Source organism: Sporocytophaga myxococcoides DSM 11118 (assembly GCF_000426725.1).
Taxonomy (GTDB): Bacteria; Bacteroidota; Bacteroidia; order Cytophagales; family Cytophagaceae; genus Sporocytophaga; species Sporocytophaga myxococcoides.
On sequence record NZ_AUFX01000013.1, the window covers coordinates 142,727 to 158,475 of the forward strand.

Consider the following 15,749-nt stretch of genomic DNA (forward strand, 5'->3'; position numbering starts at 1 on the left):
ATTATTTATTACCAATCAGGTATTCTATAAAAATAATGGCGTGATTATACTGATTTAAAACATTCAGATAGCCTTGCTCAATAGTAACTGCTCTGGCAATACCCTGGGAAAACTCCAGATATCCTATATTACCAGTGCGATAATTTTTCCAGGCGCTATTTTCCAGAACCTGAGCTGTAGGTAATACATTGCCTTCATAATTCGCCAGACTTACCTTGTATTTCTCATACTGCTGATAAGCATTCTCATATTCTCCCTGAAGATTCCTTTCAAAAGCTTTATGACTGGTCTTGGCTGCGTTTAAAGAAGCTTCTGTTGCCTTTATTCTGGACATTTGAGGTTTAATCCATAATGGCACAGAAACACCAACCATTACCCCTTGAAACCGTTGGCCTTTGCCCGCAATAACAGACAGATCTTGATAATCTGTAGCTCCATAAAGGGTTTGGGAAAAGTATCCAACATTTAAATCCGGAAGCATCCTTGCCTTTTGAAGTACCTTATTGGCATTAGCCACTTGCACTTGTTGCTGAAAGTAATTTAAGGTAGGATTAGCCCCTATTGCACCTGTGTCTTCCATTAAAACCATAGGTCTTTTATCCAATGATGATTCTATTGAAGTAACAGGCTCTGCACTATTTAATAGGGTCTGAAGCTGTGTCTCATAAATCTTTATATCAGCATTCACCTGAGTGATATAAGTTCGGTTTTCATAAAACTGGCTTTGTGCAGTAGCTTTTTCAAGTGTATTGGTTTCTCCTGTCTTTAAACGAAGATCTGCAGCATTCAGAAAGTTCGAGTAAAGCGTATCCAGCTTAAACTGCAATTGCATTCTGGCTTTGGCAAACCTCAGATTATAATAGGCAACTTTAATCCTATAGTCCAGGTCATTCTTTGTTACAGCAAGATTATACTCTGCACTTTTCGTCGTAGCTTTGTAATATTGAGCCTGACGGTGCATAACCATTGGGAAAGGAATATCCTGAGACAAGGTTACGTTATTGTCATTATAAAAACTATTATACTGACCATACATAAGTGTCGCATTCGTCTTAGCGATCTCTGTTGCCGTTCCTTTCAGTGCTTTATTATACTCTACCTCATACTGAGCAGACTTAATCGAGTTATTCTGTTCATGAGCCATTTGCAGCGCTTGTTCTAAAGTAATGCTCTTGGGTGTTGTTTGTGCTTCTGCACTACTACTGGATAAAAACAAAAATACTGGAATCATCAAGATCATTGCAGCAGGTGAAACTTTCTTAAATCCAGTCTCTGAGAAAATATAGAGTATAGGTAAAATAAGTAAAGTAAGCAAGGTCGCTGATATTAAACCTCCAATTACCACAGTAGCAAGAGGCTTTTGTACTTCTGCTCCGGAACCCTGAGAAAGCGCCATAGGCAGGAAGCCAAGCGAGGCAACCAAAGCAGTCATTAATACCGGACGTAAACGAATTTCAGTTCCTTTTCTGACTATCTCATACAGATCAGTCAGGCCACTGAATTTCAATCTGTTAAACTCACCTATAAGAACTATTCCATTAAGTACTGCTACTCCAAAAAGTGCGATAAAACCAACACCTGCCGAAATACTGAAAGGCATATCCCGCAAATACAATGCTAAGACTCCCCCAATTGCAGAAAGCGGAATGGCAGTAAAAATCAGTATGCTTTGTTTTACAGAATCAAAAGTAAAGTACAGCAATATGAATATTAGGCCTAATGCAATCGGCACAGCTATGCTTAATCTTTCCTTTGCTTCAATAAGATTTTTAAACTGACCACCATAGGTAATGTAATAACCCGGGGGAAGCTTCATTTGCTTATCCACCTTTAACTTGATCTCTTCTACTATACTTTCCACGTCTCTTCCCCTCACATTAAATGCCACTATAATTCTCCTTTTGGTATCGTCTCTTTGAATCTGATTAGGTCCTACTTTGAACTCTATATTAGCTACTTGTGATAGAGGTATCTGATTACCTTTTGGGGTAGTAACATAAATTTGTCTTACATCATCTATACTCTGTCTGTCCACTTTATCCAGCCTTACAACCATATCAAATCGTCTTTCTCCCTCATAGACAAGGCCTGTAGCTTCCCCGGCAAAAGCAGTTCGTATAATCCTGTTCATTTCATCAATGTTTAATCCGAACTGAGCTATTTTATCTCTGTCAAAGGAAACTACAATCTGTGGTAGCCCTGTAACTTTTTCTACATACAAATCCTTTGCACCCTCTATCGGGGAAACAATCCTGCCCAGCTTATTGGCCTGCTCGGTAAGAATGTCAAGGTCTTCACCATAAATCTTTATTGCCACATCTTGTCTGGCGCCTGTCATCAATTCATTAAAGCGCATCTGGATAGGTTGCTGAAAACCGAAATTCACTCCGGGTAATTCATCTTCGAGAACATCTTGCATTTTATTGGCCAATTCATCTCTGTTTGAAGCACTTGTCCATTCATCTTTGTCTTTCAGAATGATCATAAGATCGCAGGCTTCAATAGGCATTGGATCTGTGGGTATTTCGCTCGAGCCTACTTTACCTATCACCTCTTTCACTTCGGGAAATTGTTTTTTCAAAATCTCTCCAGCTTTTAATGAAGTGTTGATCGTTTCCTGCATGGAGCTTCCCATTAATACCCTTGTCTCTACAGCAAAGTCTCCTTCATCAAGAGTAGGAATAAATTCTCCTCCCATATTCAAAAACAGTAACAGGCTTCCACCAAACAGTAAAAATGCTATCAAGGAAACAACGATCTTCTTTCTCAAAGCAAATTCCCTTAGAGGGTGATATACCTTCTGAAAAAACTCCATAATCCTGTCAGAAATATTTTTCTTATGTTCTTCTTTTTTACTCAAACACAGAGCCGACATCATAGGCACATATGTAAGTGAAAGTATAAAAGCTCCCAGAATAGCAAATGATACTGTCTGAGCCATAGGCTTAAACATTTTCCCTTCAATGCCAACAAGAGCAAGTATAGGAAGATAAACGATCAGGATTATAATTTCTCCGAATGCAGCAGAACTTCTGATCTTGGAAGCAGCATCATAAACCTCTGCATCCATCTCCTCCTGTGATAATCTATGCGTATATCCCCTTCCTGTTATGTGATGTAAGGTTGCTTCTACAATAATTACGGCACCATCCACGATTAATCCGAAATCAATAGCACCAAGAGACATCAGATTTCCTGATACTCCAAAAAGGTTCATCATCGAAATAGCAAACAACATGGCTAGCGGGATCACAGAAGCTACCACTAAACCAGCTCTGAAATTGCCCAACATTAATACGAGGACAAAAATCACTATCAGAGCGCCTTCAATCAGATTTTTTGAAACAGTGTGAATGGCATTGTCTACAAGTTTTGTTCTGTCGAGAAAAGCTTCAACCTCAATGCCTTCAGGCAAGGATTTACTGATTTGCTCAATTCGCTCTTTTACATTACCAATAACTTCATTGGAATTCGCCCCTTTTAACATCATCACAATACCACCGACTGCTTCACCCTGATCATTGCGAGTCATAGCACCATAACGAATTGCGTGTCCAAACTGAACAGTTCCAACATCTCTTATTAATACAGGTGTTCCATTAGCTGTATTCTTGACAACGATCTTTTTAATATCTTCCAAACCTCCGGCGAGTCCTTCGGTTCTTATAAAGTAGGCATTGGGTAGCTTGTCAATATATGCTCCGCCCGCATTCTGATTATTGGTTTCCAGAGCTGCAAAAACCTCCCCTATGGTAATGTTCATGCTGCGAAGTTTTTCAGGATCAATCGCTACCTCAAATTGTTTAAGATATCCGCCAAAACTGCTTATATCTGCAACTCCTTTTGTACCCAGCATCTGCCTGCGTACTATCCAGTCCTGAATTGTACGCAGTTCCATTGTTGAATATTTCTTTTCATATCCTTTTTGAGGATGAAGTACATATTGATAGATTTCCCCTAAACCTGTTGTAATAGGGCTTAAATCAGGGATGCCGACACCTTTGGGAATCTGTTCTATAGCAGTCTTTAATCTTTCTGAAACCTGTTGTCTTGCCCAATAAATATCAGTCTCATCTGTAAAAACAATTGTAACTACAGAAAGGCCAAATCTGGAAATTGAACGGATCTCAATAATCCCTGGAATATTAGCCATACTGATCTCGACAGGAAAGCTGATTAACCTTTCTACCTCCTGAGCAGCAAGAGAGGGACTCGTAGTAATGACCTGGACCTGATTATTTGTAATGTCTGGTACAGCATCTATCGGGAGCCGTGTTGCAGACCAGCAGCCCCAGATAATAAGCGCAATAGTTAACATCCCGACAATTAACTTATGCTTTATCGAGAAATATATAATTTTATCTAACATAGATAGATTCTAATTTAAATAGTGCCTCCTCATGGATAGACTTCCATGCTGTTTACCCCATAAGGTGAACAGCCCAGGGTAGCATGAATATTATCCGGAAAGTTAGCGTGTACTTTCGTCTTCTTTGATTTTAATTGTTTTTCAGAATAAATGAATGGCAAATGTATGTAACCAGTTTTCCAGTTACAATCTATAAGCAGATTCAATTTTCCGAATTAGTTGTAATTAGGAAAGCTTTGGCGGTTGCCAGAATGAATGGTAATAAGAAGAATTAAACTGAGAGTAGTAAGGAACATTGCCACGTGGCTCAACTGTCTTTATACTCTGACTAAAAAATACAGGGATATTAACTCCTACAAACGAACAGCCACAGCAGGAACAAATACAAAAAGGGCTACATAAGTCACCCTCATCTTCACTGTGATCATGCATTCCGGAAATAGACACAGAAGATTTTTCTCCTTCGCAGGTAAAAGAATCCAAACATGGCATTATTGACAAAGCCATGACATAGAAACTTATTATAAAAACGAAAATCTTCATATCGCTAATTTAACAAAAACACGAACAAATCAATATTTTTGGGAAAATTATCTACGATATCAACGGATTATCCTCACTGATATTATGTTATTTTTATACTACACAATCAGTTAATAAAAAAAGCATAACACCCAAAACATCCCTCATCTAACCCTTTTTGTGCAATATTTAAAATATCATCAATATATTTTTGTAAAATTTTTTATTAAGTGATTTCCTAATCTCATGACTCCTTGATTTGTGTCCATTAGTTTATTGAGTAAAAAAAAAAACGATCTGTATAAATGTAGATCGTTTTTCATAAAATGTTTAGGCTCGTATCAATTTGCTATTGATACGAGCCTTTTTTGTTTATAATAATATTTTAGTATCTGTATTCGTCGGACTTGTAAGGCCCTTCTACTTTAACACCGATATAGTTAGCTTGGTCTGTTGACAAAGTATCTAATTCAACACCAATTTTAGAAAGGTGCAAACGAGCTACTTTCTCATCCAGATGTTTAGGAAGTGTGTAAACTTTGTTTTCATAGTTAGAACCATTTGTCCAAAGTTCCAACTGTGCTAATGTCTGGTTAGTGAAAGAGTTGGACATTACGAAAGACGGGTGACCAGTAGCGCATCCAAGGTTTACCAAACGGCCTTCAGCAAGAATTAGAATATCTTTGCCTTTGATTGTATACTTGTCAACCTGAGGTTTGATCTCGATTTTAGACTTACCATGATTTGCGTTTAGCCAAGCCATATCAATTTCGTTATCGAAGTGACCGATATTGCAAACGATAGCCTTATCTTTCATAGATTCAAAATGACGGCCAACGATAATATTAAAGTTACCTGTAGCTGTAACGATAATATCAGCACGTTTCACAGCATCATCCATTTTCTTAACTTCATAACCATCCATAGCTGCCTGCAATGCACAGATCGGATCTATCTCTGTAACAATTACACGAGCACCTGCTCCACGCAATGAAGCTGCAGAGCCTTTTCCTACATCACCATAACCAGCAACTACAGCAACTTTACCAGCCATCATCACATCTGTAGCACGACGGATAGAATCTACCAATGATTCTTTACATCCATATTTGTTGTCAAACTTAGATTTAGTAACTGAATCATTGATATTAATTGCAGGCAAAGGTAATTTACCTTTTTTCACACGCTCATGTAAGCGTAATACTCCGGTAGTTGTTTCTTCTGATATACCTTTGATATTTGGTACTAATTCAGGATATCTATCAAGTACCATATTCGTCAAATCTCCACCATCATCAAGGATCATGTTCAATGGCTTTCTGTCCTCCCCGAAGAACAATGTCTGCTCAATACACCAGTCAAATTCTTCTTCATTCATACCTTTCCAGGCATAAACAGAAACACCGGCAGCAGCATTTTTACAACAACTCTGAGAAAGGCCATTTTGCGCGCTTTAAAGGAGACAGAATTCCCAACCGCCCATATTATTTTGCCAATGCAGGGGCTGATTACTGTTTTAAAAATATAATAAGCAAAGACGATAAAATTTTACTTTACTGGCATCTCAGATACACACATCAATATTTTCTTAGCTGGGAAAGTCTCGGTGACAGGTCATCTAAACAGGTGATTCCTGATCAGACACTACAGAACATAGGTATAAGTTACAGTATGCCTATCAAAGATAAACCCTCAACGCTGAGTGTAGAAATACAAAACTTTACCAATAAAAAAGCTTATGATTTTTTTGGAGTACAACGTCCCGGACGCGCAGTATTTATGAAGGTCATTACACAATTTTAATGTAGCCAAAATTCAATACTATACAAGCATATTTAAATCTCTTTACTAAACATTATTAAACATCATATATTATTCAAATGAAAAAGTTACAGTTTTCCAGTACTATGTTTTTTCTGCTCGGGCTATTCATATGTTTGAGCTTCAGTTCATGTAAAAAGAAGGATGATCCTTCACCAAGTGGAAGTAGTGAAACTGCCTATTTGTACACAGGAAGATATACTACACCCGACGGAAGAAAATTTTTAATGGGAGCCTTCCCTGCTGTCCCAACTTCCAATCCTGATATGTCCAAACTTACTGAACTTACAGGTACAAGTGTAGCGACATTTACCTATAATGGCTTTGTATATAGCTGGGATGGTGAAGCTTCTACAATGACAAAATGGAAGGTGGAAGATAATTTGCAATTAACCAAATTAGATATCCTGAGCTTTGTAAACACAGGGATATCCGGAAATAATTTCGGAGCAGCATTTTTCTCAGAGACTGAAGCATATCTACCTGGCTTAAGACAAAATATAATGGTAAAATGGAATCCTGCTGATATGACCATTACTGAATCAATCAATGTACAATCTCCCAATACAACCTATGAAGCATGGAACTGGAGAACCTATATTTCAGGTGATAATCTGGTAATTCCTCTGGAGCTAAATGATTTTGATAAACTTACCGTAGAATCTAAAGTGATTGTGGCAATATTTAATACAAAAAATAAAACAATCACTTATGCGGAAGATAATAGAGTCCCTGGGAATAGCATGATGTTTCCTGATGAGAACGGAAATCTCTATTCATATCCATCGGCTACTACACCTTTTATGGAACATTATGGTCCTGACAACAACTATCCTGCACAAGGTGGTATGATCAGAATCAATAAAGGAGAAAGTAGTTTTGATCCAAACTTCTATGTAAATGTTATGGAAGTAACTGGTGGTGCTGCAATAATGGGAATGTTTTATGCAGGCAATAATAACTGGCTTGTAAAGCAATATAAGAGTGAGTCTGATTTTCCTGCAACTGAGGATTTATGGGATTTCTGGAATAAAGAATTAGAATTCAAATTAATGAATCATGATGCTAAAACTTCTGTGGCATTTCCCGGCAAAAGCAATGGTTATTCAGGGAACAATAGCTGGTTTATTGTAGATGGTAAATATTATCATCAAAACCCAAATAAGGTTACTGGCAATACAGAAATTGGTACTATCAGTGCAAATGGATGGGAGAAAATTTATGAAATTCAAGGTGGCGATTTGAGTGACCTTGCGAGAATCAGATAATGTCAATTAAGAAAAACATAAAAATTATACATCGCTGGCTCGGATTTATATCCGGGCTGGTGGTGTTTATTGTGGCGCTTACAGGTGCGATATATGCTTTTGAAGAGGAAATCTCAGATTTGATATATCCATATCAGACTATTCCGATTCAAAAAGCTCCGGAAATATCTATTGAAACTATTAAAGAAGCTTGTTCTCCTTACTTAGATCATATTAATGCAATTTATTTTGAAGGAAAGGGCAGGCCTATAGCCGTAAGAGAAATAGGAAAAAATTCCAACGGTCAGCGCTATAACAAATATTTATATCTCAATCCATATACTGCAGAGGTAGTTCATAAAAAATTTGATAACTCTAAATCCTTTTTTGATATAGTTATTGGTTTGCACATAAATTTATTATTGGGAGATGTAGGTTCTTACATAGTAAAATATGGGACACTTATCTTTTTAATAATACTTTTATCCGGAATTTACCTGTGGTGGCCTAAAAATAAAAAGGGAGTAAAGCAGCGATTTACTTTGGATTGGAAAAATTCTACCAAGTGGAAACGCAAGAACTTTGACCTGCATACAGTTCTTGGTTTTTATGCTTCTGTATTTGTATTGTTTGCTGCCATAACCGGATTAGCCTGGACTTTTGACTGGATGGACAAGGCAATATATGCTACAGCTACATTTGGAAAACCTTATAAAACCTGGGAAGAAACACTTTCAGTATCGGATACTTTACTACACCCCATCTCATCTATTGAAGATCTTGTAATGGATAAAGCTATTAAGGATTTAAATGGAGCTTATATAAGTAAACGATTTTACATTCCATCATCTACAACAGAAGCTTTCAGAATTTACTTCACTCCCGAAAAAGGAACCAATTATAAAGATATCTTATATTATTATGACCAGCGCACAGGTCGTTTATTGAAAAAAGAAACTCCGGAAGATAAAAACAATGGAGAATATTTAAGAGACATGTATTATGATATCCATGTGGGGCAATTGCTTGGATTTCCTGGAAGGGTAGCCATGTTTTTCGCATGCCTGATTACAGCCAGCCTTCCTGTTACCGGATTTATAATTTGGTGGGGACGGCGAAATAAGAAAAATAGAACCTCCAATAAATCATCTTCAAAATCCAGGCCTTCATTACAACACAATTAAGATAAAGAGGAACAGCTATCCAGCGAATGCCTGCTCAGAAGGCTGCGCGCTTTTATAAAGCGTGCAATTTATGTTAGAGGGATTTATTATTACAATTAAGAATCATGTTGATAGTGCGTATTCTCATTTGTAATGAAAGAAGATGAGAGAGGATTTTAATCTCATGGCATATTGCAAATGCCCTCAACACCAAAGCCGCAATAGATTGCAAAGCTATTGCATATCTCAAAAAAGAGAAACTACCTATATCTCCTGCTGTTGCTCATACTGTTGCTCCTCTCCTCCAAGTCCAATGCAAATACCTTCCGGGGAGTCAATTGGAAAATTCAATTTTAGGTATAAATTAGCAGAGGAACTTAGATATTATTTTTTCATTAATCAGTAAGCATATGACTTCAGCAATAAAATTCATTAAAGGAAACCTGGCGGCTACTTTAATAGGGCTTTTATTCCTGCTGGTATCCTGTAAAAAAGAGAAGCAAGATATCCCGGCATGGGATATAGTAACTGGAGATTATAAAGGACTTTTATATATTTCAAAGCCCAAAGATTCTTTAGGTGTGGCGCAACCATATTATGATCAAACTGTCCAAATTCATAAGGTGGGAACTGATGAATATAGATTTACCCCCTCAAATTCAAGTATACCTTCTTTTAACTTTAAGTATGACAGCAAAACCTCAATGAGCTCAGGAGTTATTTATAATGAATATTATTATAATATATACACGCAAACCAATAATGGAGTAACGGTAACTTCAAATAGTCTGGTATATGATAAAACAAACCCTAAGATAGGCTTTTCTATTTTTAACGGGACTGGTGATACTCTCTGGTTGTATACTGGTAATAAACAATAGCCGCAATCGTTATTTCAAATTTTTAGAAGAGATTCTCCTATACCTCTTGATGTTGCTTATACTCTTGCTCCTGTCCCCTATAGTCATCGTTTGATTTGCCTTATACTTGGCTTATTAGAATAAGATTAAGGAGGATTCTCGAGAATAGCAATTGCATTGTTACTACATCTATTCTCTCGAATGCCTGCTCAGTTTAATCAGTATTTTACAAAACGTTTGTTCAACTTCACATTGTTGGAAAGGATCCGAAGAAAGTAAAGACCAGGTTTAAAATTGCTGATATCCAAATTATAATTATTCTCTCCTGATATTAGGTTTTCCTGGTACACTACTTCTCCATTAACATCGATTATATCAAAGTTGGTTACTCCATATAAATCGATTTCAAAGCTTAAGTCTATATAATCAGAGGCAGGATTTGGGTAAAGAACAATTCCGTTATTTTTATAAAACTCATTTTGCAATGCTGTTAATCCCTGGAAAGTACAAGAAAAATTCTCAGCAAATGCATAAACTCCTTCACATATATTCCTGTCTTTATTGATCGACCAGGTCATAAGCCCTGCCAGATCTGGATATGAAGAAGTAAGTGTATAGGTGAAATCCGAAGGTTTTGATATTTTCCCTTGTATATACTTCACAGCTCTGCATACATCTTCAGGGCTATTATAACCACTGCCTGTTCCCAGATTACAACTGTTTGATTTGGCTGGAAGGCCAATCGCTACCTTAGATGATGGAAAACCATTATAAACACCTTTGTTCTTCAACAAAGGAAAACCTTTAATAATACTTTCTGTCATGGAAGTGATATAATCCGGATCACTATCATCGTAATAGATTATTCCGTCAATTGCAAAAGTACCTCCACCTGCTCCACCTGCATTGTAATACTGGCAATGAAGCAAGTCTATATCGTCTTTTAATTGCTCGATAATAGGTAACATGGCACCTCCGTTAAGATTATTAATCTGATAAGAACTCAATGCTCCCATCAGGTAAACTGTCTCAGGCGCCATTGTCAATAACATCTTTTTACCAGTAGCATTTTGGTAATCAATCATCAGTGTCTTTATTGCCTCTATAAGGTTTGTCTGAGCAGGTGCAGGATCATCCATAGTCCACGAATTTCCAAAAGCCATTGAGCTTGATTCAAAATCTATATCGATACCATCGAATTTATAATTATAACTTTGAAGAATATAGATCACAGAATTTATAAATTCCTGTTTCGCTTCCTCATTATCCAGCCTGATGGGATCATTGCCTCCCCCCAGGCTTAATATTACAACCTTTCCTTTTGAATGGAGTGCATCAATATCTGTCATAAATGAATTCTTTTCATAATCCCATGGCAGACTGAATGTGATCTTGGATAACGAAGAACCTTCAGTAGTGCCAAAGGCTAGCTGTATCACATTGTAAGCATCATGAACATCAGTTAGTTTAAGGCCTGTTGACCAGTTCTGCCAATAGCCCACCAATGCAGGTTTAGGAATCTGAGAGAATGCCCTGAAGTTAAAACTAAATGAGAGCACGAAAAGAACTTTATAAAACAGCAGTTTTCTGTAATTCATATCAATCCTTAATATCATCCATTACGGATATTCAATCTAATTAGATTTTCAACCATTTTAAAGAAAAATTAAATTAATAGAGGAAATTAAATCATTGTGAATGAGTTACAAGATCCCAATAATTATTCAGGCTGAAGAAATACAGTGTCCTATAGTCCTCGTTTGATTTACCTCACGCTTGGCTATTTAAAATATGATTAACAAGGATTCAAGAGAATAGCGATTGCAATGCTACTTTAAATCTTAAAAAATAGAACCTACCTCTACCTATATGTCTTGCTGTTGCTCAAACTTTGCTACTCTTCCTTCCCAGCCGGAAGATTATTCTGTTGTCAACTCCATAGTTTCATTTGGAAGGTCCTAAAAGACATTCTTTTATTACAGATTACGGAGAATATTTTAGGTAAGCAGTGATTGAAAATTCCGTCCAGTGCAGACATGGATGGAGAGAAGCTTTTTTTAAGGCGTACCAGCTATCCATCTTAATACATTCTTGCATTACACTATAGCCTTATCTCAACTCAGATACAACCATAGCTTTAAACGATCGCATCAGGATCTTTATCCAACCCGATTCTTTCAAGAAACTGATTATTAAAAACGTTCATTGATTCCCCTAAAAGAGATTTTCTAATCTTCATCCATTTATTAATTCTCTCTTCTCCATACATTTTTCTCACCATCTGAGGTGTCATATTGTAATTAAGCTTTCCCCAGTGTAACGTAAAGGGCACGCCCAGTTCATCCAGTTTCTGACAGGTGTTGATAAAAAAGGCTCTGGTTATTCTAGAATCCATGCCATCTAACTCCATGACACAGCTCTTTTCAAATCTTGTAAAACCTAATAATGCTTTTGTACCTTTTACAAATCTAAAACCTATGGCTCCGCTGAAAGGGTTTTCCTTATTGATTTTGATGACAGCTTCAAGTACTTTGGAAGTATGCTCTGAATCTATACAAAATGCAAAACTTGCAAGTTTTCCTCTGTATGCAGTATTTCTGAATGTCTCCCCTACCGTACCCGTAAGCGGATCTGTAACAGCATATGCAAGCGGAAACAATTTATTGACAAGAGGAGGAATAATATGATCTGCTAACGGTCCTGCTGCATCAAGCACTTTTTGTATGAGTCCCAACGTATCGTCACCATAATAAAAGCCATTTTCATCTCTAGGGATTTTAGTATAATCTTCCCTGTATTGCAATTTATAAATCAGACGAAGGTATACTCCTTTTGTTTCATTATCTGGTTCAAAACTATGAGGATTTACTACAACGTCAAGATGATATATCTGAGGCTGATCCGGGCTCTGCGGATAGGGTAACAGTGAAGCAATACCTGAAAAATCTCTTTGATTGATAAGCTTTTTAACGGCATCAGCATAAGGTACATTTGGAAGCTTGTGTTGTTCAAGAAGAAATACAGGCTCCACTTCAAGCAATACACCATGTATAAATCCAAAGCTTCCGAAACTCACCACTGCTGCATTAAATGCATCATCGTCCCTTATAAGTTCTGCTCCAAGCCATTGAATAAAATTATCAGAAGCAACAGGGTTTGAACTTCTTTCCAGCCACACATGAGAGTCTGGCCCCGTAATAATATGAAGCCCGACTATAGTATCATGTACTGCCCCCAGTTTAAAAGCACCTCCGTGAGTACCTGTAGACGTGGCTCCTGCAATAGTTTGACCGTTACTGTTACCTGAAGCTCTGAGCGAACGTTTCGGGTTACTTTCTTTTTCCAGCTTTTCATTCAGATCAAGTATACTTACTCCACATTGGGTAAAAAAAAGATTCTCAGGTTTCTTTCCCTGCCCAAACCAAGCCTCATCAATAAATGATTTTCCCATATTAAATGTAAGCCTCAGAGACTTGGTATCTATTACTCCACCTTCTGATATGGCCACATCAGAGAATGACCATCCGCTCCCCATAGCTCTTAGCTGAATGTTATTCTCCAACGCATATTTGATAAGCCATTGAAAATTTGATGTGGTAGCCCTGTATTTGGCTGTACCATCCGGAGCAGATTCAGGAAGACGTAATTTAAAACTTGTATGCTTTTTAAAAGTATGGGTAAAGTTCTGATGTATATTTTCCCACTTTCCCAGCTCTAGAGGCTCAATTCCTTCAGGTAGATTCATTTTGAATTAATGTTTTCGTTTAAAAAATTATTCTCCCAATTGTTCGGTCGGTATGGATTTAGGATTACAGGTCCATTCGACCTTAAGTGGCACTGCTATCCCCAGTGTTGCTGCTGATATCAGTATATAGCCAATATTCGTCTTTACAGTCACGCTGGTCATTGCCCCGGATTCACATTTGGGATTAATATCTTTAGACTGCACGAGCCCCCAGGCATAAGTCCAGGCCGTTTTCCTGTTAGCAGGATTGTTAACCATAGTATCACTGTCATACTTTGATACAATCCTTGTAGTCATACAACTTTGTAAAGTCAAAGAGATGGTCACCAATGTGACCAGGAACAAAGATCTATTGGTGCGATAAGAAAATAAATAAATGCTCATGGGTGGATATTTTATTCTGATAAAAACTCAGGCCTAATATAAAGGACAGAATAATGAAAATCAAAAAGTTAATCTAGCAATAGATAAGCAATGTATATAAGTCCGAAACTATACTGCCATTCTAAGCCTGCGAAGTATCTGATAGTTACAAAATGATTTGCAATTTCAATCATCAGTCTGCCAGATAGGTTAATTTCATCCTTTTTGAAAGTTCAGATGCTTCACAACTTCAGCAGGAACTGTGTATAGATTTTCTTTGGTGATGGCTATGAAGGTGGCAGGTCTTGGAAAGCACTAATGAGAGATTTTAATTCATTTTTAGCATAATTTTATCTCGTAACCAATAGAACTTCTTATATTTGATTAAAAAGAATCAGAAAAGATCATGAAGAATACCTCATCTCTTATGAAGAGAAAATTGCTCAACCTACTAATTGCAGTACTTTTTGGATACTCATTATACTTTTTATATTTATTGGTAAAATTGCTTATTACTTTATATGAAAATAGAGATCAGGTGCAATTCAATATGAGTATTACTAAACAGCTTGTTATTGAATTCGTAATGATTGTATTAACTGCTTCTTTCGGTTATATAATTTTCAGGATAAGAAAAAATATAACGAAATAAGAACTGTACCTACTGCTTCGTGATTTGTCTCTCGACTGGCCACAATTTCCCTTGGGCTAAAACCTTTCCGATAGTCCTTGTTTGCTATAACTTACACTCGGCTAAAACCATTAAATGAAGCATAATGCGCAATCAACCTGCATTATAAACGCTTTTTTTCACAAGATCTGATTTATCCGTATATTAGAAATACTTTATTATGGATAAAATTAAAAATCTTAAGAATTTTGCTGCTTTCTTACTTGATAAAGATCTTTTAAAAGAAGCCGTACTTATGAATATTGAATCAGCAAGAGAGCATCATAGTAGTATTATTGAAAAATTAGGACCTAATACAGAAGAAGAAATTATTCAAATTTTCACCAAAAGTTTTGAAATTTTTTTAAAAGATCTTTCAAATAATAAAGGCTTTGACAATATCCTTGACTCATTTGAAAACTGGGAAAAAAATAATCACAATCTTACTTCTTCCAATATTCAGGCAACTGATATTATGATGGCTTTTGAAATCAGGAAAGATGTGTTAACGAGATTAATACCCATTTATACAAGTGCTATGGATCAAAACTTACAGCTTAGGGATGAAATTGATACTTTATTTTTTCTTGCCAGGAAGACGGGTATGACCTATATTAAAAAAAGAAATTAGCCATTTGTATTTCTGGTTTCGGTAATATTGAATGTATTGTCAGGTCTTCCGACCATAGCCGTCAACTTAACTGTTTATAATTTTATAAATCGCTTTATTCATTTATTTACAATCCTGAAGGGATTGAATATTTATAGAAAAGTGGATGTAGCATTGATGCGACCCCAACAGGGTCGTATGCTATTTTCCAGGTATTATCTATAAACATATGACCTCTTCGAGGTCTGACCTTTCCTCAAAAAATCTTAATAAACTGAAAAATGAGGTAACCATGTTATTTAAACTCAATACATAAAATTTAAAATGACAATTAATTTAGGCTCAAGCAAAGTCATGAACTTAATAATTGATGCCATCG

10 protein-coding genes and 1 pseudogene are annotated in these 15,749 nt (G+C 36.6%); 5 read left to right on the top strand and 6 right to left on the bottom strand.

What is annotated here, in order from left to right:
* Position 1 precedes the first annotated feature (1 nt).
* The 3 genes and pseudogenes from K350_RS0116845 to K350_RS29265 form a co-directional block, all read right to left on the bottom strand.
* Complete coding sequence (locus tag K350_RS0116845; protein WP_028980906.1) at positions 2-4,369, bottom strand: CusA/CzcA family heavy metal efflux RND transporter; 4,368 nt, start codon at positions 4,367-4,369, stop codon at positions 2-4.
* Positions 4,370-4,594: 225 nt separating this feature from the next.
* On the bottom strand, positions 4,595-4,912 hold the full coding sequence (locus tag K350_RS29255) for a DUF6660 family protein (protein WP_156027073.1): 318 nt from the start codon (positions 4,910-4,912) through the stop codon (positions 4,595-4,597).
* A gap of 364 nt (positions 4,913-5,276) precedes the next feature.
* Positions 5,277-6,305, bottom strand: a pseudogene (locus K350_RS29265) (adenosylhomocysteinase); the annotation flags it as partial.
* Between K350_RS29265 and K350_RS32415 the strand changes: the two are divergent.
* The 4 genes from K350_RS32415 to K350_RS0116875 all read left to right on the top strand — a co-directional run bounded on the left by K350_RS32415 (position 6,230) and on the right by K350_RS0116875 (position 10,003).
* Complete coding sequence (locus K350_RS32415) at positions 6,230-6,694, top strand: TonB-dependent receptor (RefSeq protein ID WP_162144186.1); 465 nt, start codon at positions 6,230-6,232, stop codon at positions 6,692-6,694. The pseudogene K350_RS29265 and the gene K350_RS32415 sit on opposite strands and share 76 nt — an antisense overlap.
* Positions 6,695-6,771: 77 nt before the next feature.
* Complete coding sequence (locus K350_RS0116865; protein ID WP_028980907.1) at positions 6,772-7,980, top strand: DUF4374 domain-containing protein; 1,209 nt, start codon at positions 6,772-6,774, stop codon at positions 7,978-7,980.
* Positions 7,980-9,143: a PepSY-associated TM helix domain-containing protein gene (locus K350_RS0116870; RefSeq protein ID WP_028980908.1), complete on the top strand. Its 1,164-nt coding sequence runs from the start codon at positions 7,980-7,982 to the stop codon at positions 9,141-9,143. Before K350_RS0116865 ends, K350_RS0116870 begins: the two co-directional genes overlap by 1 nt.
* A gap of 389 nt (positions 9,144-9,532) precedes the next feature.
* Positions 9,533-10,003 (top strand): hypothetical protein, encoded by a 471-nt coding sequence (locus tag K350_RS0116875; RefSeq protein ID WP_028980909.1) that lies wholly within the window; start codon positions 9,533-9,535, stop codon positions 10,001-10,003.
* A 197-nt stretch (positions 10,004-10,200) separates the two neighbouring features.
* Here K350_RS0116875 and K350_RS0116880 read toward each other — a convergent pair whose 3' ends face one another.
* The 3 genes from K350_RS0116880 to K350_RS0116890 form a co-directional block, all read right to left on the bottom strand.
* Positions 10,201-11,580, bottom strand: a complete 1,380-nt coding sequence (locus K350_RS0116880) for a T9SS type A sorting domain-containing protein (protein ID WP_162144187.1) — start codon at positions 11,578-11,580, stop codon at positions 10,201-10,203.
* Positions 11,581-12,119: 539 nt separating this feature from the next.
* The gene (locus K350_RS0116885) at positions 12,120-13,727 is read right to left on the bottom strand and encodes an FAD-binding protein (RefSeq protein WP_028980911.1); all 1,608 of its coding nucleotides are present in this window, start codon (positions 13,725-13,727) and stop codon (positions 12,120-12,122) included.
* Positions 13,728-13,754: 27 nt separating this feature from the next.
* Positions 13,755-14,111, bottom strand: a complete 357-nt coding sequence (locus tag K350_RS0116890) for a hypothetical protein (RefSeq protein ID WP_156027075.1) — start codon at positions 14,109-14,111, stop codon at positions 13,755-13,757.
* Between the two features lie 830 nt (positions 14,112-14,941).
* On the opposite strand from K350_RS0116890, the gene K350_RS0116900 reads away from it, so the two are divergent.
* Positions 14,942-15,391 (top strand): hypothetical protein, encoded by a 450-nt coding sequence (locus K350_RS0116900; protein ID WP_028980914.1) that lies wholly within the window; start codon positions 14,942-14,944, stop codon positions 15,389-15,391.
* The last annotated feature ends 358 nt before the right edge of the window (positions 15,392-15,749 follow it).

Bases quoted from the DNA above. Each gene is read 5' to 3' on its own strand.
- K350_RS0116845 (WP_028980906.1), bottom strand. From the start codon at position 4,369: ATGTTAGATAAAATTATATATTTCTCGATAAAGCATAAGTTAATTGTC.
- K350_RS0116865 (WP_028980907.1), top strand. From the start codon at position 6,772: ATGAAAAAGTTACAGTTTTCCAGTACTATGTTTTTTCTGCTCGGGCTA.
- K350_RS0116875 (WP_028980909.1), top strand. From the start codon at position 9,533: ATGACTTCAGCAATAAAATTCATTAAAGGAAACCTGGCGGCTACTTTA.
- K350_RS0116870 (WP_028980908.1), top strand. From the start codon at position 7,980: ATGTCAATTAAGAAAAACATAAAAATTATACATCGCTGGCTCGGATTT.
- K350_RS0116900 (WP_028980914.1), top strand. From the start codon at position 14,942: ATGGATAAAATTAAAAATCTTAAGAATTTTGCTGCTTTCTTACTTGAT.
- K350_RS0116880 (WP_162144187.1), bottom strand. From the start codon at position 11,580: ATGAATTACAGAAAACTGCTGTTTTATAAAGTTCTTTTCGTGCTCTCA.
- K350_RS29255 (WP_156027073.1), bottom strand. From the start codon at position 4,912: ATGAAGATTTTCGTTTTTATAATAAGTTTCTATGTCATGGCTTTGTCA.
- K350_RS0116885 (WP_028980911.1), bottom strand. From the start codon at position 13,727: ATGAATCTACCTGAAGGAATTGAGCCTCTAGAGCTGGGAAAGTGGGAA.
- K350_RS0116890 (WP_156027075.1), bottom strand. From the start codon at position 14,111: ATGAGCATTTATTTATTTTCTTATCGCACCAATAGATCTTTGTTCCTG.
- K350_RS32415 (WP_162144186.1), top strand. From the start codon at position 6,230: ATGTCTGCTCAATACACCAGTCAAATTCTTCTTCATTCATACCTTTCC.